This window comes from Streptomyces atroolivaceus, assembly GCF_000717025.1.
Classification (GTDB): domain Bacteria; phylum Actinomycetota; class Actinomycetes; order Streptomycetales; family Streptomycetaceae; genus Streptomyces; species Streptomyces atroolivaceus.
Genome location: NZ_JNXG01000002.1, coordinates 891,346 through 914,136 on the forward strand (window position 1 = coordinate 891,346; position 22,791 = coordinate 914,136).

19 protein-coding genes are annotated in these 22,791 nt (G+C 70.8%); 14 read left to right on the top strand and 5 right to left on the bottom strand.

The window, feature by feature from the left end; all coding sequences use genetic code 11:
• Nucleotides 1-76 precede the first annotated feature (76 nt).
• The 3 genes from OO67_RS07345 to nudC are packed head-to-tail and all read left to right on the top strand — an operon-like array spanning nt 77 to nt 6,070.
• Complete coding sequence (locus tag OO67_RS07345; protein WP_033298134.1) at nt 77-3,673, top strand: ATP-dependent helicase; 3,597 nt, start codon at nt 77-79, stop codon at nt 3,671-3,673.
• Between the two features lie 10 nt (nt 3,674-3,683).
• Nucleotides 3,684-5,078 (top strand): dipeptidase, encoded by a 1,395-nt coding sequence (locus tag OO67_RS07350; protein WP_033298135.1) that lies wholly within the window; start codon nt 3,684-3,686, stop codon nt 5,076-5,078.
• Nucleotides 5,079-5,122: 44 nt separating this feature from the next.
• Nucleotides 5,123-6,070, top strand: a complete 948-nt coding sequence (gene nudC, locus OO67_RS07355; RefSeq protein ID WP_033298136.1) for an NAD(+) diphosphatase — start codon at nt 5,123-5,125, stop codon at nt 6,068-6,070.
• An 83-nt stretch (nt 6,071-6,153) separates the two neighbouring features.
• Here the strand turns inward: nudC and OO67_RS07360 are convergent, their stop codons facing one another.
• Nucleotides 6,154-6,396, bottom strand: a complete 243-nt coding sequence (locus OO67_RS07360; RefSeq protein ID WP_014154194.1) for a mycoredoxin — start codon at nt 6,394-6,396, stop codon at nt 6,154-6,156.
• Nucleotides 6,397-6,585: 189 nt separating this feature from the next.
• Here OO67_RS07360 and OO67_RS07365 point away from each other — a divergent pair, with 189 nt between their 5' ends.
• The 4 genes from OO67_RS07365 (at nt 6,586) to OO67_RS07380 (ending at nt 10,200) form a co-directional block, all read left to right on the top strand.
• Entirely contained in the window at nt 6,586-8,808 is a 2,223-nt protein-coding gene (locus tag OO67_RS07365; RefSeq protein ID WP_033298137.1) for an ATP-dependent DNA helicase UvrD2, read from the top strand.
• 167 nt (nt 8,809-8,975) lie between these two features.
• Entirely contained in the window at nt 8,976-9,305 is a 330-nt protein-coding gene (locus OO67_RS07370) for a hypothetical protein (RefSeq protein WP_033298138.1), read from the top strand.
• 170 nt (nt 9,306-9,475) lie between these two features.
• Entirely contained in the window at nt 9,476-9,844 is a 369-nt protein-coding gene (locus OO67_RS07375; protein WP_033298139.1) for a WhiB family transcriptional regulator, read from the top strand.
• On the top strand, nt 9,841-10,200 hold the full coding sequence (locus OO67_RS07380) for a hypothetical protein (protein ID WP_208860973.1): 360 nt from the start codon (nt 9,841-9,843) through the stop codon (nt 10,198-10,200). The genes OO67_RS07375 and OO67_RS07380 overlap by 4 nt, the downstream gene beginning before the upstream one ends.
• A 386-nt stretch (nt 10,201-10,586) precedes the next feature.
• Here the strand turns inward: OO67_RS07380 and OO67_RS07385 are convergent, their stop codons facing one another.
• Together OO67_RS07385 and OO67_RS07390 are read right to left on the bottom strand one after the other, a co-directional pair.
• Nucleotides 10,587-11,999 (bottom strand): ABC1 kinase family protein, encoded by a 1,413-nt coding sequence (locus OO67_RS07385; protein ID WP_033298140.1) that lies wholly within the window; start codon nt 11,997-11,999, stop codon nt 10,587-10,589.
• Between the two features lie 64 nt (nt 12,000-12,063).
• The gene (locus OO67_RS07390) at nt 12,064-13,209 is read right to left on the bottom strand and encodes a ThiF family adenylyltransferase (protein ID WP_033298142.1); all 1,146 of its coding nucleotides are present in this window, start codon (nt 13,207-13,209) and stop codon (nt 12,064-12,066) included.
• A gap of 182 nt (nt 13,210-13,391) precedes the next feature.
• Here OO67_RS07390 and OO67_RS07395 point away from each other — a divergent pair, with 182 nt between their 5' ends.
• From OO67_RS07395 to OO67_RS07410, 4 genes are all read left to right on the top strand, one after another.
• Nucleotides 13,392-14,015 carry a M48 metallopeptidase family protein gene (locus OO67_RS07395; protein WP_033298144.1) on the top strand — a complete coding sequence of 208 codons (624 nt, stop codon included), beginning with the start codon at nt 13,392-13,394 and terminating at the stop codon, nt 14,013-14,015.
• A gap of 106 nt (nt 14,016-14,121) precedes the next feature.
• On the top strand, nt 14,122-15,768 hold the full coding sequence (locus tag OO67_RS07400; RefSeq protein WP_033298146.1) for a TerD family protein: 1,647 nt from the start codon (nt 14,122-14,124) through the stop codon (nt 15,766-15,768).
• 11 nt (nt 15,769-15,779) lie between these two features.
• Entirely contained in the window at nt 15,780-16,460 is a 681-nt protein-coding gene (locus tag OO67_RS07405) for an AIM24 family protein (protein ID WP_033298148.1), read from the top strand.
• A gap of 19 nt (nt 16,461-16,479) precedes the next feature.
• Nucleotides 16,480-17,235, top strand: a complete 756-nt coding sequence (locus tag OO67_RS07410; RefSeq protein ID WP_033298150.1) for an AIM24 family protein — start codon at nt 16,480-16,482, stop codon at nt 17,233-17,235.
• 70 nt (nt 17,236-17,305) lie between these two features.
• On the opposite strand, the gene OO67_RS07415 is transcribed toward OO67_RS07410, so the two are convergent.
• A complete protein-coding gene (locus OO67_RS07415) occupies nt 17,306-17,851 on the bottom strand; it encodes an NUDIX hydrolase (RefSeq protein WP_033298152.1) in 546 nt (181 codons plus the stop codon).
• Nucleotides 17,848-19,299: a zinc-dependent metalloprotease gene (locus OO67_RS07420; RefSeq protein WP_033298154.1), complete on the bottom strand. Its 1,452-nt coding sequence runs from the start codon at nt 19,297-19,299 to the stop codon at nt 17,848-17,850. The genes OO67_RS07415 and OO67_RS07420 overlap by 4 nt, the downstream gene beginning before the upstream one ends.
• Before the next feature lie 191 nt (nt 19,300-19,490).
• Here OO67_RS07420 and OO67_RS07425 point away from each other — a divergent pair, with 191 nt between their 5' ends.
• The 3 genes from OO67_RS07425 to OO67_RS07435 all read left to right on the top strand — a co-directional run bounded on the left by OO67_RS07425 (nt 19,491) and on the right by OO67_RS07435 (nt 22,783).
• Entirely contained in the window at nt 19,491-20,633 is a 1,143-nt protein-coding gene (locus OO67_RS07425) for an SDR family oxidoreductase (protein WP_033298156.1), read from the top strand.
• A 109-nt stretch (nt 20,634-20,742) separates the two neighbouring features.
• A complete protein-coding gene (locus OO67_RS07430) occupies nt 20,743-21,204 on the top strand; it encodes a molybdenum cofactor biosynthesis protein MoaE (protein ID WP_033298158.1) in 462 nt (153 codons plus the stop codon).
• A 472-nt stretch (nt 21,205-21,676) separates the two neighbouring features.
• Nucleotides 21,677-22,783, top strand: a complete 1,107-nt coding sequence (locus OO67_RS07435; protein WP_033298159.1) for a YlbL family protein — start codon at nt 21,677-21,679, stop codon at nt 22,781-22,783.
• The last annotated feature ends 8 nt before the right edge of the window (nt 22,784-22,791 follow it).

Below are 22,791 nucleotides of genomic sequence, written 5' to 3' on the forward strand. Positions count from 1 at the left end.
CGGAACGCCGGACGACCGCCCCGGCACAATCCGGCGTGGCTCCGTGTTGTCGGTGCGTCCGGTTAGCCTCTCTGGGGTGTCCTCCCGAATCACCGACCCCGAGCAGCTCAAGGAGCTCCTGGGGATCCCCTTCACTCCGGAGCAGACGGCCTGCATCACCGCGCCGCCGGCCCCGCAGGTGATCGTGGCCGGAGCCGGTTCGGGGAAGACGACCGTGATGGCCGCCCGGGTGGTGTGGCTCGTCGGGACCGGACAGGTCGCCCCGGAACAGGTCCTCGGCCTGACGTTCACCAACAAGGCCGCCGGCGAACTCGCCGAACGGGTCCGCAAGGCCCTCGTCGCGGCCGGGGTCACCGATCCGGACGTCATCGATCCGGACAACCCCCCGGGCGAGCCGAGCATCTCCACCTACCACGCCTTCGCCGGCCGGCTCCTCACCGACCACGGCCTGCGGATAGGCCTCGAACCCACCACCCGCCTCCTGGCCGACGCCACCCGTTACCAGCTCGCGGCCCGGGTACTGCGCGAGGCGCCCGGCCCCTATCCGGCACTGACACGGTCCTTCCCCACCCTCGTCAGCGACCTGCTGGCCCTGGACGCCGAGCTCGCCGAACACCTGGTCCGCCCCGAGCAGCTCGACGAACACGACACCGGGCTTCTCCAGGACCTGGCGACGGCGAAACTCAGCAACGCCGAGCTGCGCAAGATCCCCGAGACGGCCGGGGCGCGCCGCGAACTCCTCGAACTGACCCGGCGCTACCGGGCCGCCAAGCGCAGCCGCGATCTCCTCGACTTCGGTGACCAGATCGCCCTCTCCGCCGAGCTGGCCCTCACCCGGCCCGAGGTCGGCGCCGTCCTGCGCGACGAGTTCCGGGTCGTCCTCCTCGACGAGTACCAGGACACCTCCGTGGCCCAGCGACTGCTCCTGGCCGCGCTGTTCGGCGGGGGAGGCGACAGCGGCACGGCAGGCCACGCCGTCACCGCCGTCGGCGACCCCTGCCAGGCCATCTACGGATGGCGCGGCGCCTCCGTGGCCAACCTCGACGACTTCCCGCACCACTTCCCGCACGCCGACGGCACCCCGGCCACCCGCTACTCCCTCAGCGAGAACCGGCGCAGCGGCGGCCGGCTCCTCCACCTCGCCAACGGCCTCGCCGAACCGCTGCGCGCCATGCACGAGGGGGTCGAGGCGCTGCGCCCAGCCCCCGGAGCCGAGAGGGACGGCCTGGTCCGGTGCGCCCTCCTGCGCACGCACGCCGAGGAGATCGACTGGCTCGGCGACTCGCTCGCCCACCTCGTACGGACCGGGAAGGCACCGGGGGAGATCGCCGTCCTGTGCCGGACCGCGGGGGACTTCCCCCGCATCCAGGCCGCTCTCGTCGCCCGGGACATTCCCGTCGAGGTCGTCGGTCTGTCCGGACTGCTCCACCTCCCCGAGGTCGCCGACCTCGTCGCCGTCTGCGAGGTCCTGCAGGACCCCGGGGCCAACGCCTCCCTCGTCCGGCTTCTCACGGGACCGCGCTGGCGCATCGGGCCGCGGGACCTCGCCCTCCTGGGGCGTCGCGCCCGCCTCCTCGTCCACCGGGCCGCCTCCGGTGACGACGCCGACCCGGACCGGCGTCTCGCCGAGGCCGTCGAGGGCATCGACCCCGCCGAGGTGATCTCGCTCGCCGACGCCCTCGACACCTTCCTGGAGTCCGGCGGGTCCGAGGACGACCAGCTGCCGTTCTCCGCGGAGGCGCGCGTCCGTTTCGCCCGCCTCGCCACCGAGCTCCGCGACCTCCGGCGCTCGCTGGCCGACCCCCTCATGGACGTACTGCACCGCGTCCTGGCGACCACCGGCCTCGAAGTGGAACTGTCCGCGTCGCCGCACGCCCTGGCCGCACGCCGCCGTGAGACCCTCGCCAACTTCCTGGACGTCGCGGCCGGTTTCGCCGCGGTGGACGGGGAAGCGACCCTGCTCGCCTTCCTCGGCTTCCTGCGCACCGCAGCGCAGTACGAGAAGGGCCTGGACAACGCCCTGCCCGGTGGCGAGAACACCGTGAAGGTCCTCACCGCCCACAAGTCCAAGGGCCTGGAATGGGACGTCGTGGCCGTCCCCGGCCTCGTCGGCGGCCAGTTCCCCAGCACGCAGTCCCGGGACGCGTGGACCTCGCAGTCCCAGGTCCTCCCGCACGCCCTGCGCGGCGACGCGGCCACACTCCCCGGCCTCCACTCCTTCGACGCCAAGGGCCTCAAGGCATTCAAGGAGGAGATGAAGGGGCATCAGCACACCGAGGAGCTCCGCCTCGGCTACGTCACCTTCACCCGCCCCCGCAGCCTGCTGCTCGGCTCCGGTCACTGGTGGGGCCCCTCCCAGAAGAAGCCCCGCGGCCCGTCCGCCTTCCTGGACGCGCTGTACGAGCACTGCGCGGCCGGGTACGGCGAGATCGAGGTCTGGGCGGACGAGCCGGGGGAGGACGAGGAGAACCCGGCGCTCCAGGAGAAGGACGCCGACCAGGCCTGGCCGCTCCCGCTCGACGACACGGCGATGGCCCGTCGCCGAGCCGCCCGGGACACGGTGCTGGCCCACCTGGAGGCCCTGGCGGCCACACCCGTACCAGACGTGTACGAGGCCGTACCGGACGTGTACGAGGCCGTACCGGACGTGTACGAGGAGTCCGGGCACGCCGGGAAGCCGCAGTACGAGCAGGAGCCTCCCTACGGGGACGAGCCTCCCTACAGCGACGAGCCGCCGTACGGGGACGAGCCGCTGTACGAGGACGAGGTGCCGCCGTACGACGAAGCGGACGCCCCGTACGACGACCCGTTCCCGGACGGCGCGCCCGCCACTTCCACCGAGGGGGCGTCGCCCTCCGGCGGTGCCCCTTCCCACGACGGTGGGCGGGGCACGCACGACGCCGTGCCGCCTCCGCCCCCGGCGGCCCCCACACCCCACGTCCCGGCCGCGCGTGCCCCCGCGGACGCCGGCCTCACCCCGGAGGAGTCCCGCGCCCTCGCCTCCTGGGACCGCGATCTCGACGCCCTCGCCGGTGAGCTGCGCCGTTCCCGCGCGGCCGTGCGGGACGTCGTCGTACCCGCCACGCTCTCCGCCACCCAGCTCCTGCACCTCGCCGACGACCCCGACGGCTTCGCGCGGGAGCTCGCCCGCCCCATGCCCCGCCCCCCGCAGCCCGCCGCACGCCGGGGAACCCGCTTCCACGCCTGGGTGGAGTCCCGGTTCGAGGAACTGCCGCTGCCCATGCTGGGCCCGGACGAACTCCCCGGGGGCGACGAGAACGACGCGGACATCGCCGACGAGCGCGATCTCGCCGAGCTCAAGGAGGCCTTCGAGCGCACCGCGTACGCCCGGCGCATCCCCTACCGCGTCGAGACACCGTTCCAGATCACGCTGGGAGGCAGGGTGATCCGCGGCCGGATCGACGCGGTCTACCGCACCGGTGACACGTACGAGATCGTCGACTGGAAGACCGGCCGGCACCGCACGGCCGACCCGCTCCAGCTGGCCGTCTACCGCCTGGCCTGGGCAGAGCTGCACGGCCTGCCGCTGGAGGCGGTCACGGCGACCTTCCTCTACGTACGCACCGGGGAGACGTCCCGTCCCGCCGGGCTGCCGGGCCGGGAGGAGCTGGAAAAGCTCCTGCTGGACGAGCCACCTCCGCGGGGCCGATAGGCTCATAAGCATGAGCGACACCCCGGACAGCGCCGTCCGTACGTACACCGAGCAGCACCGCACAGCCTTCCTCGACGACCTCGCCGAGTGGCTGCGCATCCCGTCGGTATCAGCTCAGCCGGAGCACGACGGGGACGTACGGCGCAGTGCCGAGTGGCTGTCGGGCAAGCTCGCGGAGACCGGCTTCCCGGTCACCGAGATCTGGGAGACGGCCGGAGCCCCGGCGGTCTTCGCCGAGTGGCCCTCGGAGGATCCGGACGCCCCCGTCGTCCTCGTCTACGGCCACCACGACGTGCAGCCCGCCTCCCGCGAGGACGGCTGGAACAGCGACCCGTTCGACCCGGTGATCCGCGACGGCAGGATGTACGGACGCGGCGCGGCCGACGACAAGGGCCAGGTGTTCTTCCACACGCTCGGCGTCCGGGCCCACCTCGCGACGACCGGCCGCGAGACCCCCGCCGTGCACCTCAAGCTCCTGGTCGAGGGCGAGGAGGAGTCCGGCTCGCCGCACTTCCGCGCACTGGCCGAAGAGCGGGCCGCCCGCCTCGCGGCCGACGTCGTGATCGTCTCCGACACCGGCATGTGGGACGAGAACACCCCCACCGTCTGCACCGGCATGCGCGGCCTCGCGGAGTGCGAGATCGAGCTGTTCGGCCCTGGCCAGGACATCCACTCCGGATCGTTCGGCGGTGCCGTTCCCAACCCCGCGACCGCGCTCGCCCGGCTCGTCGCCGCCCTCCACGACACGGAGGGCAGGGTCACGGTCCCCGGCTTCTACGACGGCGTCGCCGAACTCACCGAGACCGAGCGCGCCCTCTTCGCCGAACTGCCCTTCGACGAGGACACCTGGCTGCGTACGGCCGCTTCGCACGCCACCGCGGGCGAGGCCGGCTACTCCACCCTCGAGCGCATCTGGGCACGCCCCACCGCCGAGGTCAACGGCATCGGCGGCGGGTACCAGGGGGCGGGCAGCAAGACCGTCATCCCCTCGTCGGCCCTGGTCAAGCTGAGCTTCCGGCTGGTCGCGGGGCAGGACCCGGAGCGGATCCAGGACGCGGTCCGCACCTGGGCCGAGGCACGGGTCCCGGCCGGTGTCCGCCACCGGATCACGTTCGCCCCCGCCACCCGTCCCTGTCTGACGCCGCTGGACCACCCCGCCCTCCAGGCGGTGGCCCGCGCGATGGGACGGGCCTTCGGGACGAAGATCCTCTTCACGCGCGAGGGAGGCTCGGGCCCCGCCGCCGACCTGCAGGACGTGCTCGGCGCACCCGTGCTCTTCCTGGGCATCTCCGTACCGTCCGACGGCTGGCACGGCCCTGACGAGAAGGTCGAACTCGACCTCCTCCTCAAGGGCGTGGAGGCCACCGCCCACCTGTGGGGCGAGCTGGCCGACGCACTCCGCTGAATCTCTGAACGCCCGATCCGCCCCCGGGGGAGTAGGAAGCACCTGTGAGCACCTTCGACAACGCCACCGCAGACCGCCCGATCGGTCTCACCGCGCCCAGCGGCATCGACCGTGCCGCGCACCACCGGCTCGACGAGGCCTGGCTCGCCGCGGCCTGGAGCCACCCGACGACCAGGGTCTTCGTCGTCTCCGGGGGCCAGGCGCTCATCGACGACACCCCGGACGGCGGCACCGAGCTCGTCATGACACCCGCCTTCGAGGCGCCGGTCACCGAGACCCACCGCTACTTCCTGGGGACCGACGAGAACGGCGTGCGCTACTTCGCGCTCCAGAAGGACTCCCTCCCGGGCCGCATGGACCAGTCCGCACGGCCCGCCGGCCTGCGCGAGGCCGGGATGCTCCTCGGCCCCCGGGACGCCGGGCTGATGGTGCACGCGGTGGCGCTCGAGAACTGGCAGCGACTGCACCGCTTCTGTTCACGCTGCGGCGAGCGCACCGTGATCGCGGCGGCCGGGCACATCCGCCGCTGCCAGGCCTGCGGGGCGGAGCACTACCCGCGGACCGACCCCGCGGTGATCATGCTCGTCACGGACGACCAGGACCGTGCCCTTCTGGGGCGCCAGGTGCACTGGCCCGAGGGCCGCTTCTCGACCCTCGCCGGTTTCGTCGAACCGGGGGAGTCGATCGAGCAGTCCGTGGCCCGCGAGGTGTTCGAGGAGGCGGGCGTCACCGTCGGCGAGGTCGAGTACATCGCCAGTCAGCCCTGGCCCTTCCCGTCCAGCCTGATGCTCGGCTTCATGGCGCGCGCCACGTCCTTCGAGATCAACGTGGACGGTGAGGAGATCGAGGAGGCCCGCTGGTTCTCCCGCGAGGACCTGACGGCCGCCTTCGACTCGGGCGAGGTGCTGCCCCCGTTCGGCATCTCGATCGCCGCGCGTCTGATCGAGCTCTGGTACGGCAAGCCGCTCCCCAGGCCGGGCAGCGCGACCTGAAGGACCGGCCCCCGCGTACGACGAAGGCCCCGCCGTGGCGGGGCCTTCGTCGTACGCGGGGGCCTTGGCCGCAAAGGACGCGGTCAGGCGCCGATCTTCTGCTTGACCTGGGCCAGCGAGGGGTTGGTCAGCGTCGAACCGTCGGGGAAGAGCACGGTCGGAACCGTCTGGTTCCCGCCATTCGCCTTCTCGACAAAAGCTGCCGAATCCGGGTCGTGCTCGATGTTGACCTCGGTGTACGCGATGCCTTCGCGGTCCATCTGCCCCTTGAGCCGGCGGCAGTAGCCGCACCACGTGGTGCTGTACATCGTCACAGTGCCCGGCATGTCGTCGGCGCTCCTTCGTCTTCGTCCGTCTCGCTGAGGTGCGGGGCCGCACGCACGCGCACGCTCCCGCATGGAAGGAACGTACGAGACCCGACCACCATTCCCACCGGTCGCCCCACCGGTATGACGAACGGCACCCCCTGTGGACAACCGCCGCAGCGGCCACTCACGACCTGGCAGCATGGCAGGGTGACAGCAGCAACGCATTCCACCCTCTTCCCGCAGGTCCCCGACTCCGCGGACGCCGTGCTCGACGGGCTCGACCCGGAGCAGCGCGAGGTCGCGCTCGCCCTCGGCGGGCCGGTGTGCGTGCTGGCCGGAGCCGGTACGGGCAAGACGCGGGCGATCACGCACCGCATCGCCTACGGGGTGCGTGCCGGGATCCTCCAGCCGACGACCGTGCTCGCCGTCACCTTCACCAACCGGGCGGCCGGGGAGATGCGGGGCAGGCTCCGTCAGCTCGGCGCGACCGGGGTCCAGGCCCGGACCTTCCACTCCGCGGCTCTGCGCCAGCTCCAGTACTTCTGGCCGAAAGCAGTCGGTGGTGAGCTTCCGCGTCTGGTGGAGCGCAAGGTCCAGCTGGTCGCCGAGGCCGCGGCCCGTTGCGGGATCCGGCTCGACCGCAACGAGCTGCGGGACGCCACCAGCGAGATCGAGTGGGCCAAGGTCACCCAGACCGTCCCCGCCGACTACCCGGCCGCGGTCGTGAAGACCCAGCGGGACGCACCGCGCGACCCGGCCGAGCTCTCGCAGATCTACGCGATGTACGAACAGCTGAAGCGCGACCGGTCGGTGATCGACTTCGAGGACGTGCTGCTGCTCACCGTCGGCATCCTCCAGGACCGTCACGACATCGCCGAGCACGTGCGCCGTCAGTACCAGCACTTCGTCGTCGACGAGTACCAGGACGTCAGCCCGCTCCAGCAGCGGCTCCTCGATCTCTGGCTCGGCGAGCGGGACGATCTCTGTGTCGTGGGCGACGCCGGCCAGACGATCTACTCCTTCACCGGTGCGACCCCCGACCACCTGCTGCACTTCCGGACCCGTCACCCGGACGCGACGGTGGTCAAGCTGGTGCGGGACTACCGCTCCACGCCTCAGGTCGTCCACCTGGCCAACGGCCTGCTGAGCCAGGCCCGGGGCAAGGCCGCCGAGCACCGGCTCGAGCTGGTCTCGCAGCGGGACAAGGGGCCCGAACCCGTCTACACGGAGTACGCGGACGAACCCGCGGAGGCCGAGGGCACCGCTCGCCGGATCCGTGAACTGATCGCCGCGGGGGTCCCGGCCGGTGAGATCGCCGTGCTGTACCGGGTCAACTCCCAGTCCGAGGTCTACGAGCAGGCACTCGCGGACGCGGGCGTGCCCTACCAGCTGCGCGGTGCCGAGCGTTTCTTCGACCGCCCCGAGGTGCGGGAGGCAGGTGTCGCCCTGCGCGGCGCCGCCCGCGCGGGAGGCAACGACTCGCTGCTCGACGGTGCCGACGACCTGCCCTCCGAGGTGCGGGCCGTGCTCTCCACCAAGGGATGGACCTCCAAGCCGCCCGCCGGCTCGGGAGCGGTGCGTGACCGCTGGGAGTCCCTTGCCGCGCTGGTGCGGCTCGCGGAGGACTTCGAACAGGCCAGGCCGGGCGCGACACTGTCCGACCTCGTGGCCGAGCTGGACGAGCGGGCCGCCGCCCAGCACGCACCCACGGTCCAGGGCGTCACCCTGGCGTCGCTGCACTCGGCGAAGGGGCTGGAGTGGGACGCGGCGTTCCTCGTCGGGCTCACCGAGGGCATGATGCCGATCGCCTACGCCAAGACGGACGAACAGGTCGAGGAGGAACGCCGGCTGCTGTACGTCGGTGTCACCCGCGCCCGCTTCCACCTCTCGCTGTCCTGGGCCCTGTCCCGGTCGCCGGGTGGCCGCGGGAACCGAAGGGCGACCCGTTTCCTCAACGGCCTGCGGCCGGGCTCGGCCGCGCTCGGCACGCGGGGTGGGGCGGGAGGCGGTGGAGGCATCGACCGGGGCTCCCGCGCGGGTGCGGGCGCCGCCGGTACGCAGACGCCCGCCCGTCCCGGCCGTAGGGGCCCCGTGCGGTGCAGGGTCTGCGGCAAGACGCTCACCGAAGCCGGCGAGATGAAACTGATGCGCTGCGAGGACTGCCCCTCGGACATGGACGAGGCGCTGTACGAGCGGCTGCGCGAGTGGCGGGCGGACCGGGCGAAGGAGATCAGCCAGCCCGCCTACTGCGTCTTCACCGACAAGACGCTGATGGCGATCGCCGAGGCGGCGCCGGGAACCGAGGGCGAGCTCGTCGTCATCGCCGGGGTCGGCAACCGGAAACTGACCCGGTTCGGGGCCGACGTGCTGGCCATCTGCGCAGGCCGGACGCTGGGTCAGGAACCGGGGGAGGGCGACGGCGAGGTGTGAGAAAAACTCGTCGAAAAAATAGTTTGCGCGCGCAGCAGCAAGCACCATAGGTTCTTAACCACGGGAACAGCGACTTCTCTGAAGCCCTGACTCCGTGCTGTACTTATCCGAATACCGCAGGACCAGCCCCGGCCGGTCCCTTGAGACGCCGAGAGGAGGCGATTGTCGTGATCAGCATCATCAACACCATCAAAATGACCGATCCGTCGGTCGTCTCCGCCTGCTCGCTCGGCCTCACCCGCTCTTCCGAGCTCTCGCTTCGTGGCATCCGTGTGTCCGGCGCCGCAGTGGTCAGCCCGCTGTCCCCGGCGAGCCTGCCCGTGCGGGAGCGCAATGAGCGACCGACCGGGGCACCGGAAGCAGCAGTAGTGAAGGGACAGGCCTCGGCCTATGCCTTTGCGGCAGCCGCAGCCGGTGCCGGAGCCAAGAAGCAGACGACGCACCACCACACGATGTGGGCCTTCCGTGGGCCTGAACCCTGGAGTGATCCAGCCTGATCTCCATCAGGCCGGCGCCTTCAGGGCCGCGGAACCCCACTCGGGATCCGCGGCCCTTTTGTTTTGTCCGAACGGATGAGACGAGACGAAGGAGCCTCGGGACAGCAGGACCTGGTACCAGCCGCCAACCGGCCAACAGGCCGGCACGACCAGACGAGGACAACGCCACCGTGCAACTCGAGACGCACGCCCCGTCCGTACCGCCTTCCGACACGATCTCCCCGCCCGGCCTCACGGAGGACTCCACCTTGATCCCCCTCACCGCGCTCACCGCGCTCGACGACGCCATCGAGAACCTCGGCGTACCCGTCCCCTGCCGTTCCTACGACCCGGAGGTCTTCTTCGCCGAGTCGCCGGCCGACGTCGAGTACGCCAAGTCCCTCTGCCGGACCTGTCCGCTGGTCGAGGCCTGCCTCGCCGGAGCCAAGGAGCGGCGCGAGCCGTGGGGTGTCTGGGGCGGTGAGCTCTTCGTCCAGGGCGTCGTCGTCGCCCGCAAGCGTCCGCGGGGCCGTCCGCGTAAGAACCCGGTCGCGGCGTGACCGCCGGCCTGGGGGTCATGGCCCCCACACGAACGAAGCGCATCGGAACCATCGACCGTCCCCAGACCCATGACCCCCGGAATCAGGCACCAATGACCACCACCACGAGGGAGCCCGTCGGCTCCGCGACCCCGGACGTCACCATCATCGGCGCGAACGACTCGCGTCAGAACAGGACCCGCGAAATGCAACTCATCCCAGAAGCCCTGGCTCGTGCGCATATGCACGACCGCCTGAGGGAGGCCGAGGAGGGACGTCAGGCAGTCCGCCTGGTCGCCGCCCGGCGGATGCAGCGTCGTGCGGAGCGTGCCTCGATGCGCGCCCGCCGTGCGCTCGCCATGGCTGTCATGCACTGACAGATCCACCAGCAGTAAGGCGCACCACGGCTGCCGGGCCACCGCTCGGCCCCTCAGGCAGCCACCCTCCCCTTCCGCGGGGCCGGTCCGAACGGGCCGGCCCCGCGGTGCGTCACCCCGCGCGCCGTTCGACCGACGGCGTCGACGTCGCGAGGTGGACGAGGAGACTCATCACCCCGCGGAGCCCGATGCCGGCCACGTGACGTGCGCCCGCTGCGGCGTGGCCGCGGAGTCGGACGCCCCACCTTTGACATGGCTCCGCTCCGTCGGGAACGGCGGGCCGTCGGTACGTCTGCGACGACTGCGCCCGCAGTCGCATCAGGGCGATGGGGAGCCGGCTCGATCCCGAGTGGGGGTGACCCGAGGACGAAGGGGTGGAATGTCGCCTACACGTCGACGGCCGCACCCTCGTCGGCGCCGTCCTCGTCCGGTTCGGGTTCCGGCAGGAACCCCGGCAGCCAGGACTCGAGTTCGTCCCGCAGACGGACGGTCGCGCCCAGCTGGCACAGCACACCGATCGTGCTCAGCGTCACGCGGTGTATCAGCAGATAGGACGGGGGCAGATTCAGCTGCTTGCCCAACTGGTGTGCCGGGGAACGCGGATCAGCTATTCGCGCGGCCTGGCTGCGCAGCCAGGCACGGCTGAAGGTGAACTCGTCCACCTGCGCGGGCTCGATGATGGGAAGCAGGTATTCGAGCACGGCGTCCGGTTCGAGGTCGATCGAATCCCTGACGAAGCCGGCCTCCCGCAGCATGGCGTACACGGCGTCGGCGTCCCCGTCCAGTGTCATCCGCAGGGCGTCGCCGATGGTCCGGGGCAGGCCGCCGGGAAGCCGGTCGACCGTGCCGAAGTCCAGTACGCCCAGGCGCCACAGGCCGGAATCGCCTTCCTGCCCGTCCACGTCCGCGGCCGGCATGTCTGCCGGGGCGAGCAGCCGGAAGTTTCCCGGATGGGGATCCGCGTGCAGCAGACCGGTGCGCGCGGGCCCCGAGAACAGGAAACGCGCCAGCAGCTGGCCCGCCCGGTCCCGCTGCTCCGGCGTGCCGTCAGCGATCACCTCGGACAACGGGGTTCCTTCTATCCACTCCGTCACCAGAACCTGTTCGGACTGATGGACCACACCCGGAATCACCACATCCGGATCGTTCTCGAACTCCGCAGCGTGTTCGTGCTGCGCCTGGGCCTCGAGCTCGTAGTCCAGCTCCTCGGACACCCGGTCGCGCAGCTCCGTGATGAGTGGCTTGATGTCCATGCCGGGAACCAGCGGGCCGAACAGACGCGCGAAGCGGCTGAGTTGAGTGAGATCCGAGAGCAACGCCTCGCCTGCGCCCGGGTACTGGACCTTCACGGCGACGTCGCGTCCGTCGTGCCACACCGCGCGGTGGACCTGCCCGATCGAGGCGGCGGCAGAGGGCCGGTCCTCGAACTCGGCGAACAGCTCACGCCAGTCCTCTCCGAGCCGCTCCGCCAGCACCGCGTGGACCGTGCGGGTCGGCATGGGCGGGGCCGCCTCCTGAAGCTTGGTAAGTGCCGCCCGGTAGGGGCCCGCGACGTCTTCGGGGAGTGCGGACTCGAAGACGGACAGCGCCTGCCCCAGCTTCATGGCGCCGCCCTTCAACTCGCCGAGCACTTTGAAGAGCTGATCAGCCGTGCGCTGCTGGACCTCGCGTGCCACGATCTCGGCGGACTTCCCGCCGATCCGCTTGCCCAGGCCCCATGTGGCACGGCCTGCGAAGCCGAGGGGCAGAGCTGCCAGCTTCGCGGTACGGGTGACCGCCTTCCTTGGAAGATCAGACATGTGCCCCTCCAGTTCCCGGACCGCCGTGCCGCGTGCGTATCCGGCTCCGCTCCGTCGGCGGCGGTCACCCCGCCATTGTGTCCTGCGGGGCGCCGGCCGCGGAGGTGAGCTCCGCCTCAGTGTGCCCGGCGGCACCGCAGGGGCAGTCGAGGTGCGGGCCCAGGCGTTCCGACCGCCAGTCCAGGAGAGGCATGGCGGCCTCCCATCGTGCACCCGTGCTGGCGGGGAGCTCTCCGTCGAGAAAGGACAGCGCGTGGGCCGAGGCAAGGCCGGCCACCGCTGTCGCCAGACCCAGATCGCAGGCCTGCACATGAGCACGCCGGCCCGACCTCCACTGCGCGAGCATCCGAGGCCACTGGGGGTCCCCGTCCGCCCGCCGCAGCGCAAGGCAGCCCGCACAGCCGGTGCCCCCGGGCAGCACCAACGGCCCTACCACTCCGGTGGCTTCGATCACGCCCGCATAGAGATGCGGCGTACCCGAAGCGATCCACGGGGCGGCGGTGTCCGGATCGGGGGCGTAGACGGAGAGTCCGTCCCTGGGGGCCACCACGACCAGGGACAACGCGGGTTCGCAGCCCCCCGGAGCCGCGCCGGCCCCGCCCGGACGTGGAGGCCCGCCGACCGCGGACCTGCGCACCAGCTGCCGGGCCGCCGTGTCCCGGCGTTCCCCGACCGAGGAAGAAGGGAGTCCGCCCGGTGCCACGTCCCAGGGTTCGGCGCGACCCCCGTCGAGCACTTCGACGTGACCCACCCCTGACCCGGACAGCACTGCGGCGATGGCCGCTCCGACCCTCCCCGCGCCGCGCACCTGCACCCGTGTCGCGCGCCGTGCCGCAAGCCTGCGCAGCCCGCTGCCCGGAGCCGGATGGACCACGGAGAGGGCCGCCGCGTCCGGCCGCTGCCGCTCCAGGGTCTCGGCGTGGCGGCGTAAGGCGTCGGCCTCCGGGCCGCCCGCGTCGGAATCGTCCAGCAGGCCGGCTTCCATAAGGCGCGATACCAGAATGTCCACGTGGCGGTCCGACAGGTCCAGGGCCCTGGCCTCTTCGCGGAGCAGAGGAAGTCCGCGTGTTCCGTCCAGCAGTTCCAGAAAGGTGCCGGTGGCGATATCCATCGGCCCCAGCGTTACCGCGTGCGCGGGTGTCACACCGAATTGCACGGTGTTCCGTCCACGCCAGGCCCGGCGGAGCGCGGGCTTCAGCATCGGGTGCATGACTTCTCCCAGGTCGGTGTCGGTGGATCCGTTGCCAGAATGCAACGTGGCGGCGGAACGGGCCGAAAGTTATCCACAGGCTGGGGTATTAGTCGTTCAAATGGTGCGAGCCGAGAAGTGGATCAACGCCGAACCGTCGAGGAGGCGGGACTTCCCGCACCGCCAGCGGGTAACGTCGTGACGTGCCCGCAGACTCCTCTCCCGGTCTTGCCGGGGAGACCCCCGCACGCAGCGCCTCACGCCGGCAGCGCGGCCCAGCCACCCGGCAGCCCCGCGCGTCGGTGACGAGCGCGGTCGAGGTCCGCAGGAGCACCCGGCGCAACAGGACGGTCTCCGCGTACCGGGAGGGCGATCGCACGATCGTGCTGATCCCTGCCCGGATGTCGGAGGCCGAGGAACAGCGCTGGGTCGGCGTGATGCTCGACAAGCTCGCCGCGCAGGAGAGCAGGCGCGTCATCGGGGACAGTGCGCTCGCCGATCGCGCCGAGCGGCTGTCCGGCCAGTATCTCGGGGGCCGGGCGCGGCCCGCCTCCGTGCGGTGGGTGACCAATCAGAACACCCGCTGGGGCTCCTGCACCCCGGCCGAGGGCAGCATCCGCCTGTCGCACCGCCTGCAGGGTATGCCCGAGTACGTCCTCGACTACGTGCTCCTCCACGAGCTGGCCCATCTGCTGGTTCCGGGCCACGGGCCGCGCTTCTGGCGGCTCCTGGAGGCGTACCCCCGTACCGAGCGTGCGCGCGGCTACCTCGAAGGAGTCGTGGCGGCCGACCGGCTTCCGCATCTGCCTGCCGCACGCGAAGAGTGACGTCACCGGTTCTGTACCGGCTCTGTACCGGCTTGGCTCATTGTCGTCGTTTGCGGTTAGCCTGACGCGACGCATTCACCTTCGGGATGGGGGACGGTCGTTACGCATGGCCAGGGAATTTCAGCGCGGCCACAAGGCCAAGATCAGTGATCTCACGTCAGGGACGGATCTGTACGTAGGTGTGCAGATCGCCGGCCCGGGCCTGACGTTCGACATCAGCTGCTTCGGTCTCGACGCCAACGAGCAGCTCTCCGACGACCGGTATTTCATCTTCTTCAACCAGCCGAAATCGCCTGAGGAGTCCATTCAGCTTCTCGGCGCCCAGGCCGGTGACACCGAGTCGTTCCGCGTCACCCTCGACCGTATTCCGGCGAACATCCACAAGCTGTCCTTCACCGCTACTCTCGACGGTGCCGGGCAGATGTCCCAGGTCGGTCCCGGATACATCAGGATCGTGGCGGGCGGCGAGGAAGTGGTGAAGTACGCCTTCACCGGTTCGGAGTTCACCACCGAGCGCGCGGTCATGCTCGGCGACTTCTACCTCAAGGACGTCTGGCGGTTCGCAGCGGTCGGCCAGGGCTTCGACGGCGGGCTCGACGCGCTGCTCAAGAACTTCGGCGGTGAAGTCGCCGAGGAAGCTGCCGCCGAACCGCCCCAGGGTGCAGCGCCCTCGTTCGCGCCGCCTGCCCAGGCTTCAGCGCCTCCGGCCTTCGGTGCTCCCGCCGCCCCCCAGGCGCCGCAGCCCGCACCGGCATTCGGTGCGCCGGCTCCCGCGCCGCAGCAGCCGATGCATGCCGCGCCGACCATCGCGGCACCAGTGGCACCGGCGCCGCAGGCACCCGCTCCGTATGGTCAGCCGCCCCAGCAGCCGCAGTTCGGACAGGTCCCCGGCCAGGGCGCTCCGCCCGCCGCCCCGCCCTACGGACAGCAGTCCCCGGCCGTCCCGACCTTCGGCCAGCAGCCCCCGGCCCCGCCGTACGGACAGCAGCCTCCCGCCGCCGCCCCGCCCTTCGGTCAGCAGGCTCCGCCGCCGTTCGGTCAGCAGCCGCCAGGCATGCCGCAGGGCGTACCGCAAGGTGTTCCGGCGGGCGGCGCGGGCCTGCAGGCCGCTCTGCAGCCCTACAAGGAAGCGGCCACCGGACAGCGCTGGACCTCCCAGAACCAGCAGCTCATGCGGGTGGACCTCACGATGGGCGGAATGCCGGTGCTGGCCCGTCAGGGCAGCATGGTCATGTACCAGGGCAAGGTCGACTTCGGTTACAAGGGTGCCGGTTTCGCGGGCCGCATGGTCGGCAACGCGACCGGTCAGGAAATGCAGCTGATGCGCTGCACCGGCCGTGGCCAGGTCTTCCTCGCCGAGGAAGGGGCGCATCTGCATCCCATCGAGCTGCAGGGCGACGGCATCTGCGTCTCCGCCGAGAGCGTCCTCGCCTTCGACGAGTCCCTGCAGTACGAGGTCCGCAGGATCGAGGGGCACGGGATCCCCGGTGGAGCCCTGTTCACCATGCTGTTCCAGGGCACCGGCACGGTCGTCGTCAAGACCCACGGCGTGCCGGTCGTGCTTCCGGTCACGCCGACCACCTTCGCCGACTGCAACGCCGTGGTGGCCTGGTCGTCCGCGTCCCAGGTGATCATCTCCAGCCAGGTCCGGCTGCGCCGCAACGCGTACCCGGGGCACAGCGGGGAGACCGTGAACCTCCAGTTCCGGGGAGCACCCGGAAACTTCATCGTCGTCCAGCCCTACGAGGTCTGAGGGAGCCCGTCATGAATCAGCAGCTCGCGGGCTTCGCCCCGACCCCCGTCACGGCCCGCATGGAGAACCACGGCCGCACGATGCTCAAGGTCGCCATGGCCACCGGCCAGGACCTCTACGCGCGGACCGGCTCGATGGTGGCCTACGAGGGCTTCATCCAGTACGAACCCAATCCGCCCGCCGTCCGTCAGATCGCCTCCCAGTGGATCAGCGGCGAGGGTGCGCCCCTGATGAAATGCGCCGGCGACGGACTGCTCTACCTCGCCGACTACGGCGCCGACGTGGTCGTGATCAACCTCGACAACGACTCGCTCTCGGTCAACGGCACCAACCTCCTGGCCTTCGACGGTCACCTCACCTGGGGCGTCGAGCGGGTCAAGGGCCTGGCCAAGTTCGCAGGTCAGGGCCTGTGGAACGTCGGGATCCAGGGCACGGGGTGGGTCGCCATCACCTCGCGCGGCACCCCGATCGTCGTCGACTGCGGCCGTGGTGAGGACGAGACGTTCGTCGACCCCGACGCTCTCGTCGCGTGGTCCCCGAACCTCAAGGTGAAGGGCAAGCGCAGCTTCAAGGCGGGCTCGCTCATCGGGCGGGGCAGCGGAGAGGCCTACCAGATGGCCTTCTCGGGCCAGGGCATCGTCGTCGTCCAGCCGAGCGAGGACAGTACCGACCGCCTCCGGGTCCGGAACTGAGCGGGGGAAGAGACACATCATGCAGAGTCCGCTTTTCAGCCACATCGAACAGCAGTCGCAGGACCGCTACACCGTCCAGAATCCGCAGCTCCTGCGGGTCTCGCTGACCGGACACGACGACGTCCTCGCCCGCAAGGGCGCCATGGTCGCCTACCAGGGGCTCATGGAGTTCGACGGGGAATACCAGTCGCAGAGCCAGCGCCGCGCCCGCAGGAACACGGGCGAGGGCCTCGACCTCATGCGCTGCTCGGGTCAGGGGACGGTCTTTCTGGCCAACCTCGCGCAGTACATCCATGTGGTCGACGTCGATCACGAGGGCATGACGGTCGACAGCGCCTACGTCCTCGCGCTCGACTCGTCGCTGCACACCGAGGTCATCGCGGTCGACAGCCAGCACGGGGTCTCCGGCACCGGCAAGTACCAGCTCAGCATCTCGGGGAACGGCAAGGTCGCGCTGATGACCTCGGGCCAGCCGCTGATGATGCAGGTCACCCCGGACAAGTACGTCAATGTCGATGCCGACGCGATCGTCGCCTGGTCGAGCGGGCTCAGGGTGCAGATGCAGGCCCAGACCCACTCCACAGGCGTGCTGCGACGCCGGGGCAACACGGGGGAGGGCTGGGAACTGAGTTTCCTCGGCCAGGGCTTCGCCCTCGTCCAGCCGAGCGAGGTGATGCCGCCGCAGAACGCCCAGATCGGGCAGGGCGCCGCGGCCCAGTTCGGTGTGGGGCAGCACGGCGCTCACAGCCAGAACCAGAACAACGCCTGGAACTGAGCCGCTCCCGTGTCAGGCGGGCGTCGGCGGTGAGGGGCGGTTCCCCGCGGGAACCGCCCCTCACCGGTGTTCAGCGGCCTTGGTCCAGCCGTGCGCGGGTGTCCTCCAGCAGCCGTCCGACCGAGGCGTCCGCCACACCCGCCACCTCGTCGTAGGGGAACCAGCGCAGATCGAGGGACTCGTCGCTGATCTGCTCCACCGCCCCGGCCGTCGCCGTCGCCGCATACTGCACATCGAGGTGCCAGTGGCAGGGCGCCGGAATCGGGTGCCGGTCCAGCCGCACCGGCCCGCCGGGCAGCAGGGTGAGGCCGGAGATCCCCGACTCCTCCGTCGCCTCGCGCAGGGCAGCCGCCGCCAGGGTGGTGTCCTGGGGCTCGCAGTGACCGCCCATCTGCAGCCACATCCGCAGCTTCCTGTGCAGGGTCAGCAGGACCCTGCCCCTCTCCGGGTCGACCACCAGTGCGCTGGCCGTCAGATGCCCGGCTCCGCACCGCTTCCACATGCCGTCGGGGTGCCCGGCCAGATGCTCCAGGTACGCCAGGCGCAGCTCCGCCTGCTGGGCGTCAGCCCCGTCGTAACCCCGGAGCACCGAAACGGCGTCTTCATGCAGGCTCACCGGCCGGTGTCGTCCTTGCCGTCGCTCTTCGGGCCGTCGTCCCCGGGCCCGTCCTTGCCCTCGTCCTCGGAGGCAGGCTTCTGCGGGCCCTTCGCCGCCTCGCCGAGCATCTTGTCGAGCTCGGAGAAGTCCAGCTGCTCGTGGTGGACGAATCCGTCCGGGTCGTCCAGGTCCTGGGCCGTCGGCAGCATGTCAGGGTGCTCCCACAGGCCGTCACGGCCGTCGACGCCCCGGGCGTCCGTGAGCGAGGCCCACAGTCGAGAGGCGTCCCGCAGCCTGCGCGGCCGCAGCTGGAGTCCGATCAGCGTGGCGAAGGTCTGTTCGGCGGGACCGCCGGAGGCCCGGCGCCTGCGCATGGTCTCGCGCAGCGCGTCCGCGGAGGTCAGCCGGGACCTGGCGGCCTCGTGCACCACCGCGTCCACCCAGCCCTCGACGAGGGCGAGAGCGGTCTCCAGGCGGGCCAGCGACGCCTTCTGCTCGGGGGTGTCCTCAGGCTGGAACATGCCCTGCTGAAGAGCGTCCTGCAGCTGCTCGGGCTGCGAGGGGTCGAACTGGCCGACGACATCCTCGAGCTTGCTGGTGTCGACCTTGATGCCACGCGCATACGCCTCGACAGCGCCGAACAGGTGCGAGCGCAGCCACGGAACGTGGGCGAAGAGCCGCTGGTGGGCCGCCTCGCGCAGCGCCAGATACAGCCGCACCTCGTCCTGCGGCACGCTCAGGTCCTTGCCGAACCGCTCGACGTTCAGCGGAAGCAGCGCGGCCTTGCCCGCGGGCGCCAGCGGGAGGCCGATGTCGGTGGAGCCGACGACCTCACCGGCGAGCACGCCCACGGCCTGCCCGATCTGCTGGCCGAACATGGCACCGCCCATGGACCGCATCATGCCGATCAGCGGGCCGGCCATGGCCTGCATCTCCTCAGGCAGGACGTCGCCCATGGCCAGACCGACGCGCTCGGCCACCGGGTCCACCAGCTGCTGCCAGGCCGGCAGGGACGCCTCGACCCACTCGGCGCGGCTCCAGGCGACCGTCGAGACGGAACCCGAGGGCAGCGACGTCACGCCGTCGAGCCAGAGGTCGGCGAGACGCAGCGCCTCGTCGACGGAGGACCGCTCCGCGGGGCCGACGCTGGCGTCCTTGCTGCCGTCCGTGGTGCCCTGCGAAACCGTCTGGCGGGCGATCTGCTTGGCCATGTCCCAGTTGACCGGGCCGCCCTCGTAGCTCAGCATCTGGCCGAGCTGCTGGAAGGCCGCACCCAGGTCGTTCGGGTTCATCGAGCCGAACATCGCGGCGAACGGGTTGTCCCCGCCCGCGCCGGGCCCGAAGCCGAACGGGTTCGCCGGCCCGCCCGGGCCCTGCCCACCACCGGTGGGGTCCTTCTTCTTGCCTTCGTCGCCGTCTTCCGGCTCCTCCGGCGGAAAGCCGAATCCGAATGGGGTGTCACTCACGGGTTTCCTCGGCTCGTAGGGCCGCCGGCTCGAACCGACGGCGACTGCCCGACATCACCATCCAGCGTAGACACCGAAGCCCGCTCGGGGCCTCAGTGCTCCGCCGGCTCCCGGCCTGCGGCAGGATGGACGCCACCTGGTACGCACACGTCATTCGGGTACGTACTGAAGACAACCGCTGGAGACGCCCGGTGAGTTCCCCAGATCCGCAGGTTCGCGCAGCGCGAAACCTGGCCGACCCCTCGCCCGAAAGCAAGCCCACGAAAAATCATTCCCGGAGCCGCGGCCCTGTCGTCGCGGTCACCGGTGCCGCGACCGGTGTCGGTGAGCTGCTCACCGCCCACCTCGCCGCATCGGACGAGATCAAGCAGGTCATCGCCATCGACGAACGCCGGGGGGACGTCTCCGAGGCCACGTGGCACATCCTGGACGTCCGGGACCCGGCCATCACCGAGAAGCTGCGCGGCGCGGACGTCGTCGTGCACATGGCGCTCGACCTCGACCTGGAGACCGATCCCGCCGCCCGGACCGCGTACAACGTACGCGGTACCCAGACCGTGCTGACGGCAGCGGCGGCCGTGGGCGTCCATCGGGTGGTGCTGTGCACCTCGGCGATGGTCTACGGCGCGCTGCCCGACAACGACGTCCCCCTCTCCGAGGACGCGGAACTGCGGGCCACCGCTGAGGCCACCGGTGTCGGAGACCTGCTGGAGATCGAAAGGCTCGGCCGCCGCGCCCCCCGCGCCCACCCCGGCCTCAACGTCACGGTGGTGCGTCCCACGGTCCTGGTCGGCGGCACGGACACGGCGCTCACCCGGTACTTCGAGTCCCCCAGGCTCCTCGTCGTCGCCGGCTCACGCCCGGCCTGGCAGTTCTGCCACGTCGACGACCTGGTGAGCGCACTGGAGTACGCGGCTCTCGAAAAGATCGAGGGGGAGTTCGCGGTCGGCTGTGACGGCTGGCTGGAACAGGAGGAGGTGGAGGAGCTCTCCGGTGTGCGCCGTATGGAGCTGCCGTCCGCTGTCGCTCTCGGTGCCGCGGCCCGGCTGCACCGGATCGGTCTCACGCCGTCCCCCGCGGGCGACCTCGCTTACACCATGCACCCCTGGGTGGTCAGTGTGAGCCGGCTCCATGACGCGGGATGGCGCCCCCGGTGGACCAACGAGGAGGTCCTGGCCGCGCTCCTGGAAGAGGTGGAGGGGCGCCACACGGTCGCAGGCCGGCGACTCGGCCGCAAGGACGCCACCGCGGCGGGTGCAGCGGGGGCGACGGTCGCGTTGCTCGGCACGGCGGCGCTGGTCCGACGGGCCCGCAAGGCCCGCCGTCGCTTCTAGGCGGGCGGGGCCCGATCGTCCCGTCTGGTAGGAGGCTCCAAGGGGGCAGGCGTGCCACCGGTCGAAAAGGCTATTCCGAGATGTCGGTACGGTGCGGCACGATGGCCCCATGGCACGCACCCACGACCACCCCGGCGAGCAGGCCGCCCAGGACCCCATCCGGCTTCTGGACATCCGTGACACACCGCTCTCCGTCGACGAGATCTTCCGCGCGGTCGGGGACGACGCCGCCGGCGGCATGGCTCTCTTCGTCGGCACGGTGCGCAATCACGACGACGGTCAGGACGTCGGCTCCCTCGGATACTCCTGCCATCCGACGGCCGGCGACGAGCTCCGCAGAGTGGCCGAGAAGGTGGTGGCGGAGTTCCCGGTACGGGCGCTGGCCGCCGTCCACCGGGTGGGCGAACTGGGTGTGGGCGATCTGGCGGTGGTGGTCGCCGTGTCCTGCGCCCATCGGGGTGAGGCCTTCGACGCCTGCCGCAAGCTGATCGACGACCTCAAGCACGAGGTGCCGATCTGGAAGCACCAGCGTTTCTCCGACGGTACGGAGGAGTGGGTCGGATCCTGCTGAGCGCAAACCGACCCAGGGGGCATCAGCCCCGATTTGCGTAACCGCACCCCTGCCGTGAGCGTTGGTTCTGCAAGTGGTTAATCTTCTGATCGTCAGTTGCGGTCGCTCACGGGGCAGGGAGGTCGTGATGGCAGCACTCGCTTGGCTTTTGATTCCACTTATAGCTGCTCTCGGTGCGGCGATATGGGGCGGGTGGGCAGCCCGCAATCGAACGACCGGTGACGTCACCGAACTCGCCGGCTACGCCAGGTTCCGTGAAGCGATGGAGAAGTCGCACTCCGGTTCCGAGGCTCTCTGAAGACTCCGCAGCTGTACGCAGTTGCCAACTCCGCACCGCACCCGCTCCCCGTAGGCGCAGTCCGCGCAGCGAGCCGCACGCGATGCCCCCGGTCCTTCCGGCCACCCGGCCGTCCGGCCACGTACGGCCCGGCCCCGACGGTGCACTGACAGGCCGTTCCCGTACTGTCGTTCCATGCCACGCCGCACCGCGACGATGCTCGCCTCCACCCTCATCCTGATCGCGCTGCTCTGCGCAGGCGTGCTGATCCGCGTGCCGTATTCGGAGATGTCCCCCGGGCCGACCGTGAACACGCTCGGCGATGCTCGTGGCGAGCCGGTCCTGCACATCAGTGGGCGCAAGACGTACCCGACGTCCGGGAACCTCAACATGACCACGGTTCGTGTCACCGGCGCGGACTACGACATGAACATCGTCGAGGCCGTTTACGGCTGGCTGGCGCACGACAGCGTGATCGTGCCCCACGACACCCTCTACCCGGACGGCAAGACCGAGGAGGAGTCGACGCAGGAGAACGCCGAGGAGTTCAGCCAGTCCCAGGAGAGCGCCAAGGTCGCCGCCCTGGAGGAGCTGAAGATCCCCGTCACCTCGCGGGTGGTGGTCTCCACCGTCGTCAAGGACAGTGCCGCCGAAGGCGCGCTCCACGCGGGTGATGTGATCAAGGCCGTCGACGGCACGGCGGTCGGGAAGCCGGAGGACGTCGCGAAGCTCGTGACGAAGCACGAGCCGGGCGAGGACGTCGTCTTCACGGTCATCCCGGCCAAGACCGCGGCCGCCGCCGAGAAGGCGGGCAAGGAGCCCAAGGGCTCACGCGACGTCACCCTCACCACTCGCAAGGCCCCGGAGGACCCCTCGAACCCCTCGGAGGACCGGGCGATCGTCGGAATCCAGGCCGGGACCGACCACACCTTCCCGTTCGAGATCGACATCAAGCTGGCCGATGTGGGCGGCCCGAGTGCCGGGCTGATGTTCTCGCTCGGCATCATCGACAAGCTGACACCCGGAAATCTGACGGGCGGCGAGTTCGTCGCCGGCACCGGCACCATCGACGACGACGGCAAGGTCGGTCCCATCGGCGGGATCAACATGAAGCTGGTCGGCGCGCGCGACGCGGGGGCCCGGTACTTCCTGACTCCGGACGACAACTGCACCGCCGCGGCGTCCGACACCCCGAGCGGCCTCACCCTGGTGAAGGTGAAGACCCTCGACGACGCCAAGAAGTCCCTGGAGAAGATCCAGGCGGGGGACACGGCCGGCCTGCCGGCCTGCTCGACGGGCTGAGGCCGGCC

Coding starts and splice junctions, on each gene's coding strand:
- OO67_RS07405 (WP_033298148.1), top strand. CDS start 15,780: ATGAATCAGCAGCTCGCGGGCTTCGCCCCGACCCCCGTCACGGCCCGC.
- OO67_RS07390 (WP_033298142.1), bottom strand. CDS start 13,209: ATGCACCCGATGCTGAAGCCCGCGCTCCGCCGGGCCTGGCGTGGACGG.
- OO67_RS07430 (WP_033298158.1), top strand. CDS start 20,743: ATGGCACGCACCCACGACCACCCCGGCGAGCAGGCCGCCCAGGACCCC.
- OO67_RS07410 (WP_033298150.1), top strand. CDS start 16,480: ATGCAGAGTCCGCTTTTCAGCCACATCGAACAGCAGTCGCAGGACCGC.
- OO67_RS07360 (WP_014154194.1), bottom strand. CDS start 6,396: ATGCCGGGCACTGTGACGATGTACAGCACCACGTGGTGCGGCTACTGC.
- OO67_RS07435 (WP_033298159.1), top strand. CDS start 21,677: ATGCCACGCCGCACCGCGACGATGCTCGCCTCCACCCTCATCCTGATC.
- OO67_RS07385 (WP_033298140.1), bottom strand. CDS start 11,999: ATGTCTGATCTTCCAAGGAAGGCGGTCACCCGTACCGCGAAGCTGGCA.
- OO67_RS07350 (WP_033298135.1), top strand. CDS start 3,684: ATGAGCGACACCCCGGACAGCGCCGTCCGTACGTACACCGAGCAGCAC.
- OO67_RS07400 (WP_033298146.1), top strand. CDS start 14,122: ATGGCCAGGGAATTTCAGCGCGGCCACAAGGCCAAGATCAGTGATCTC.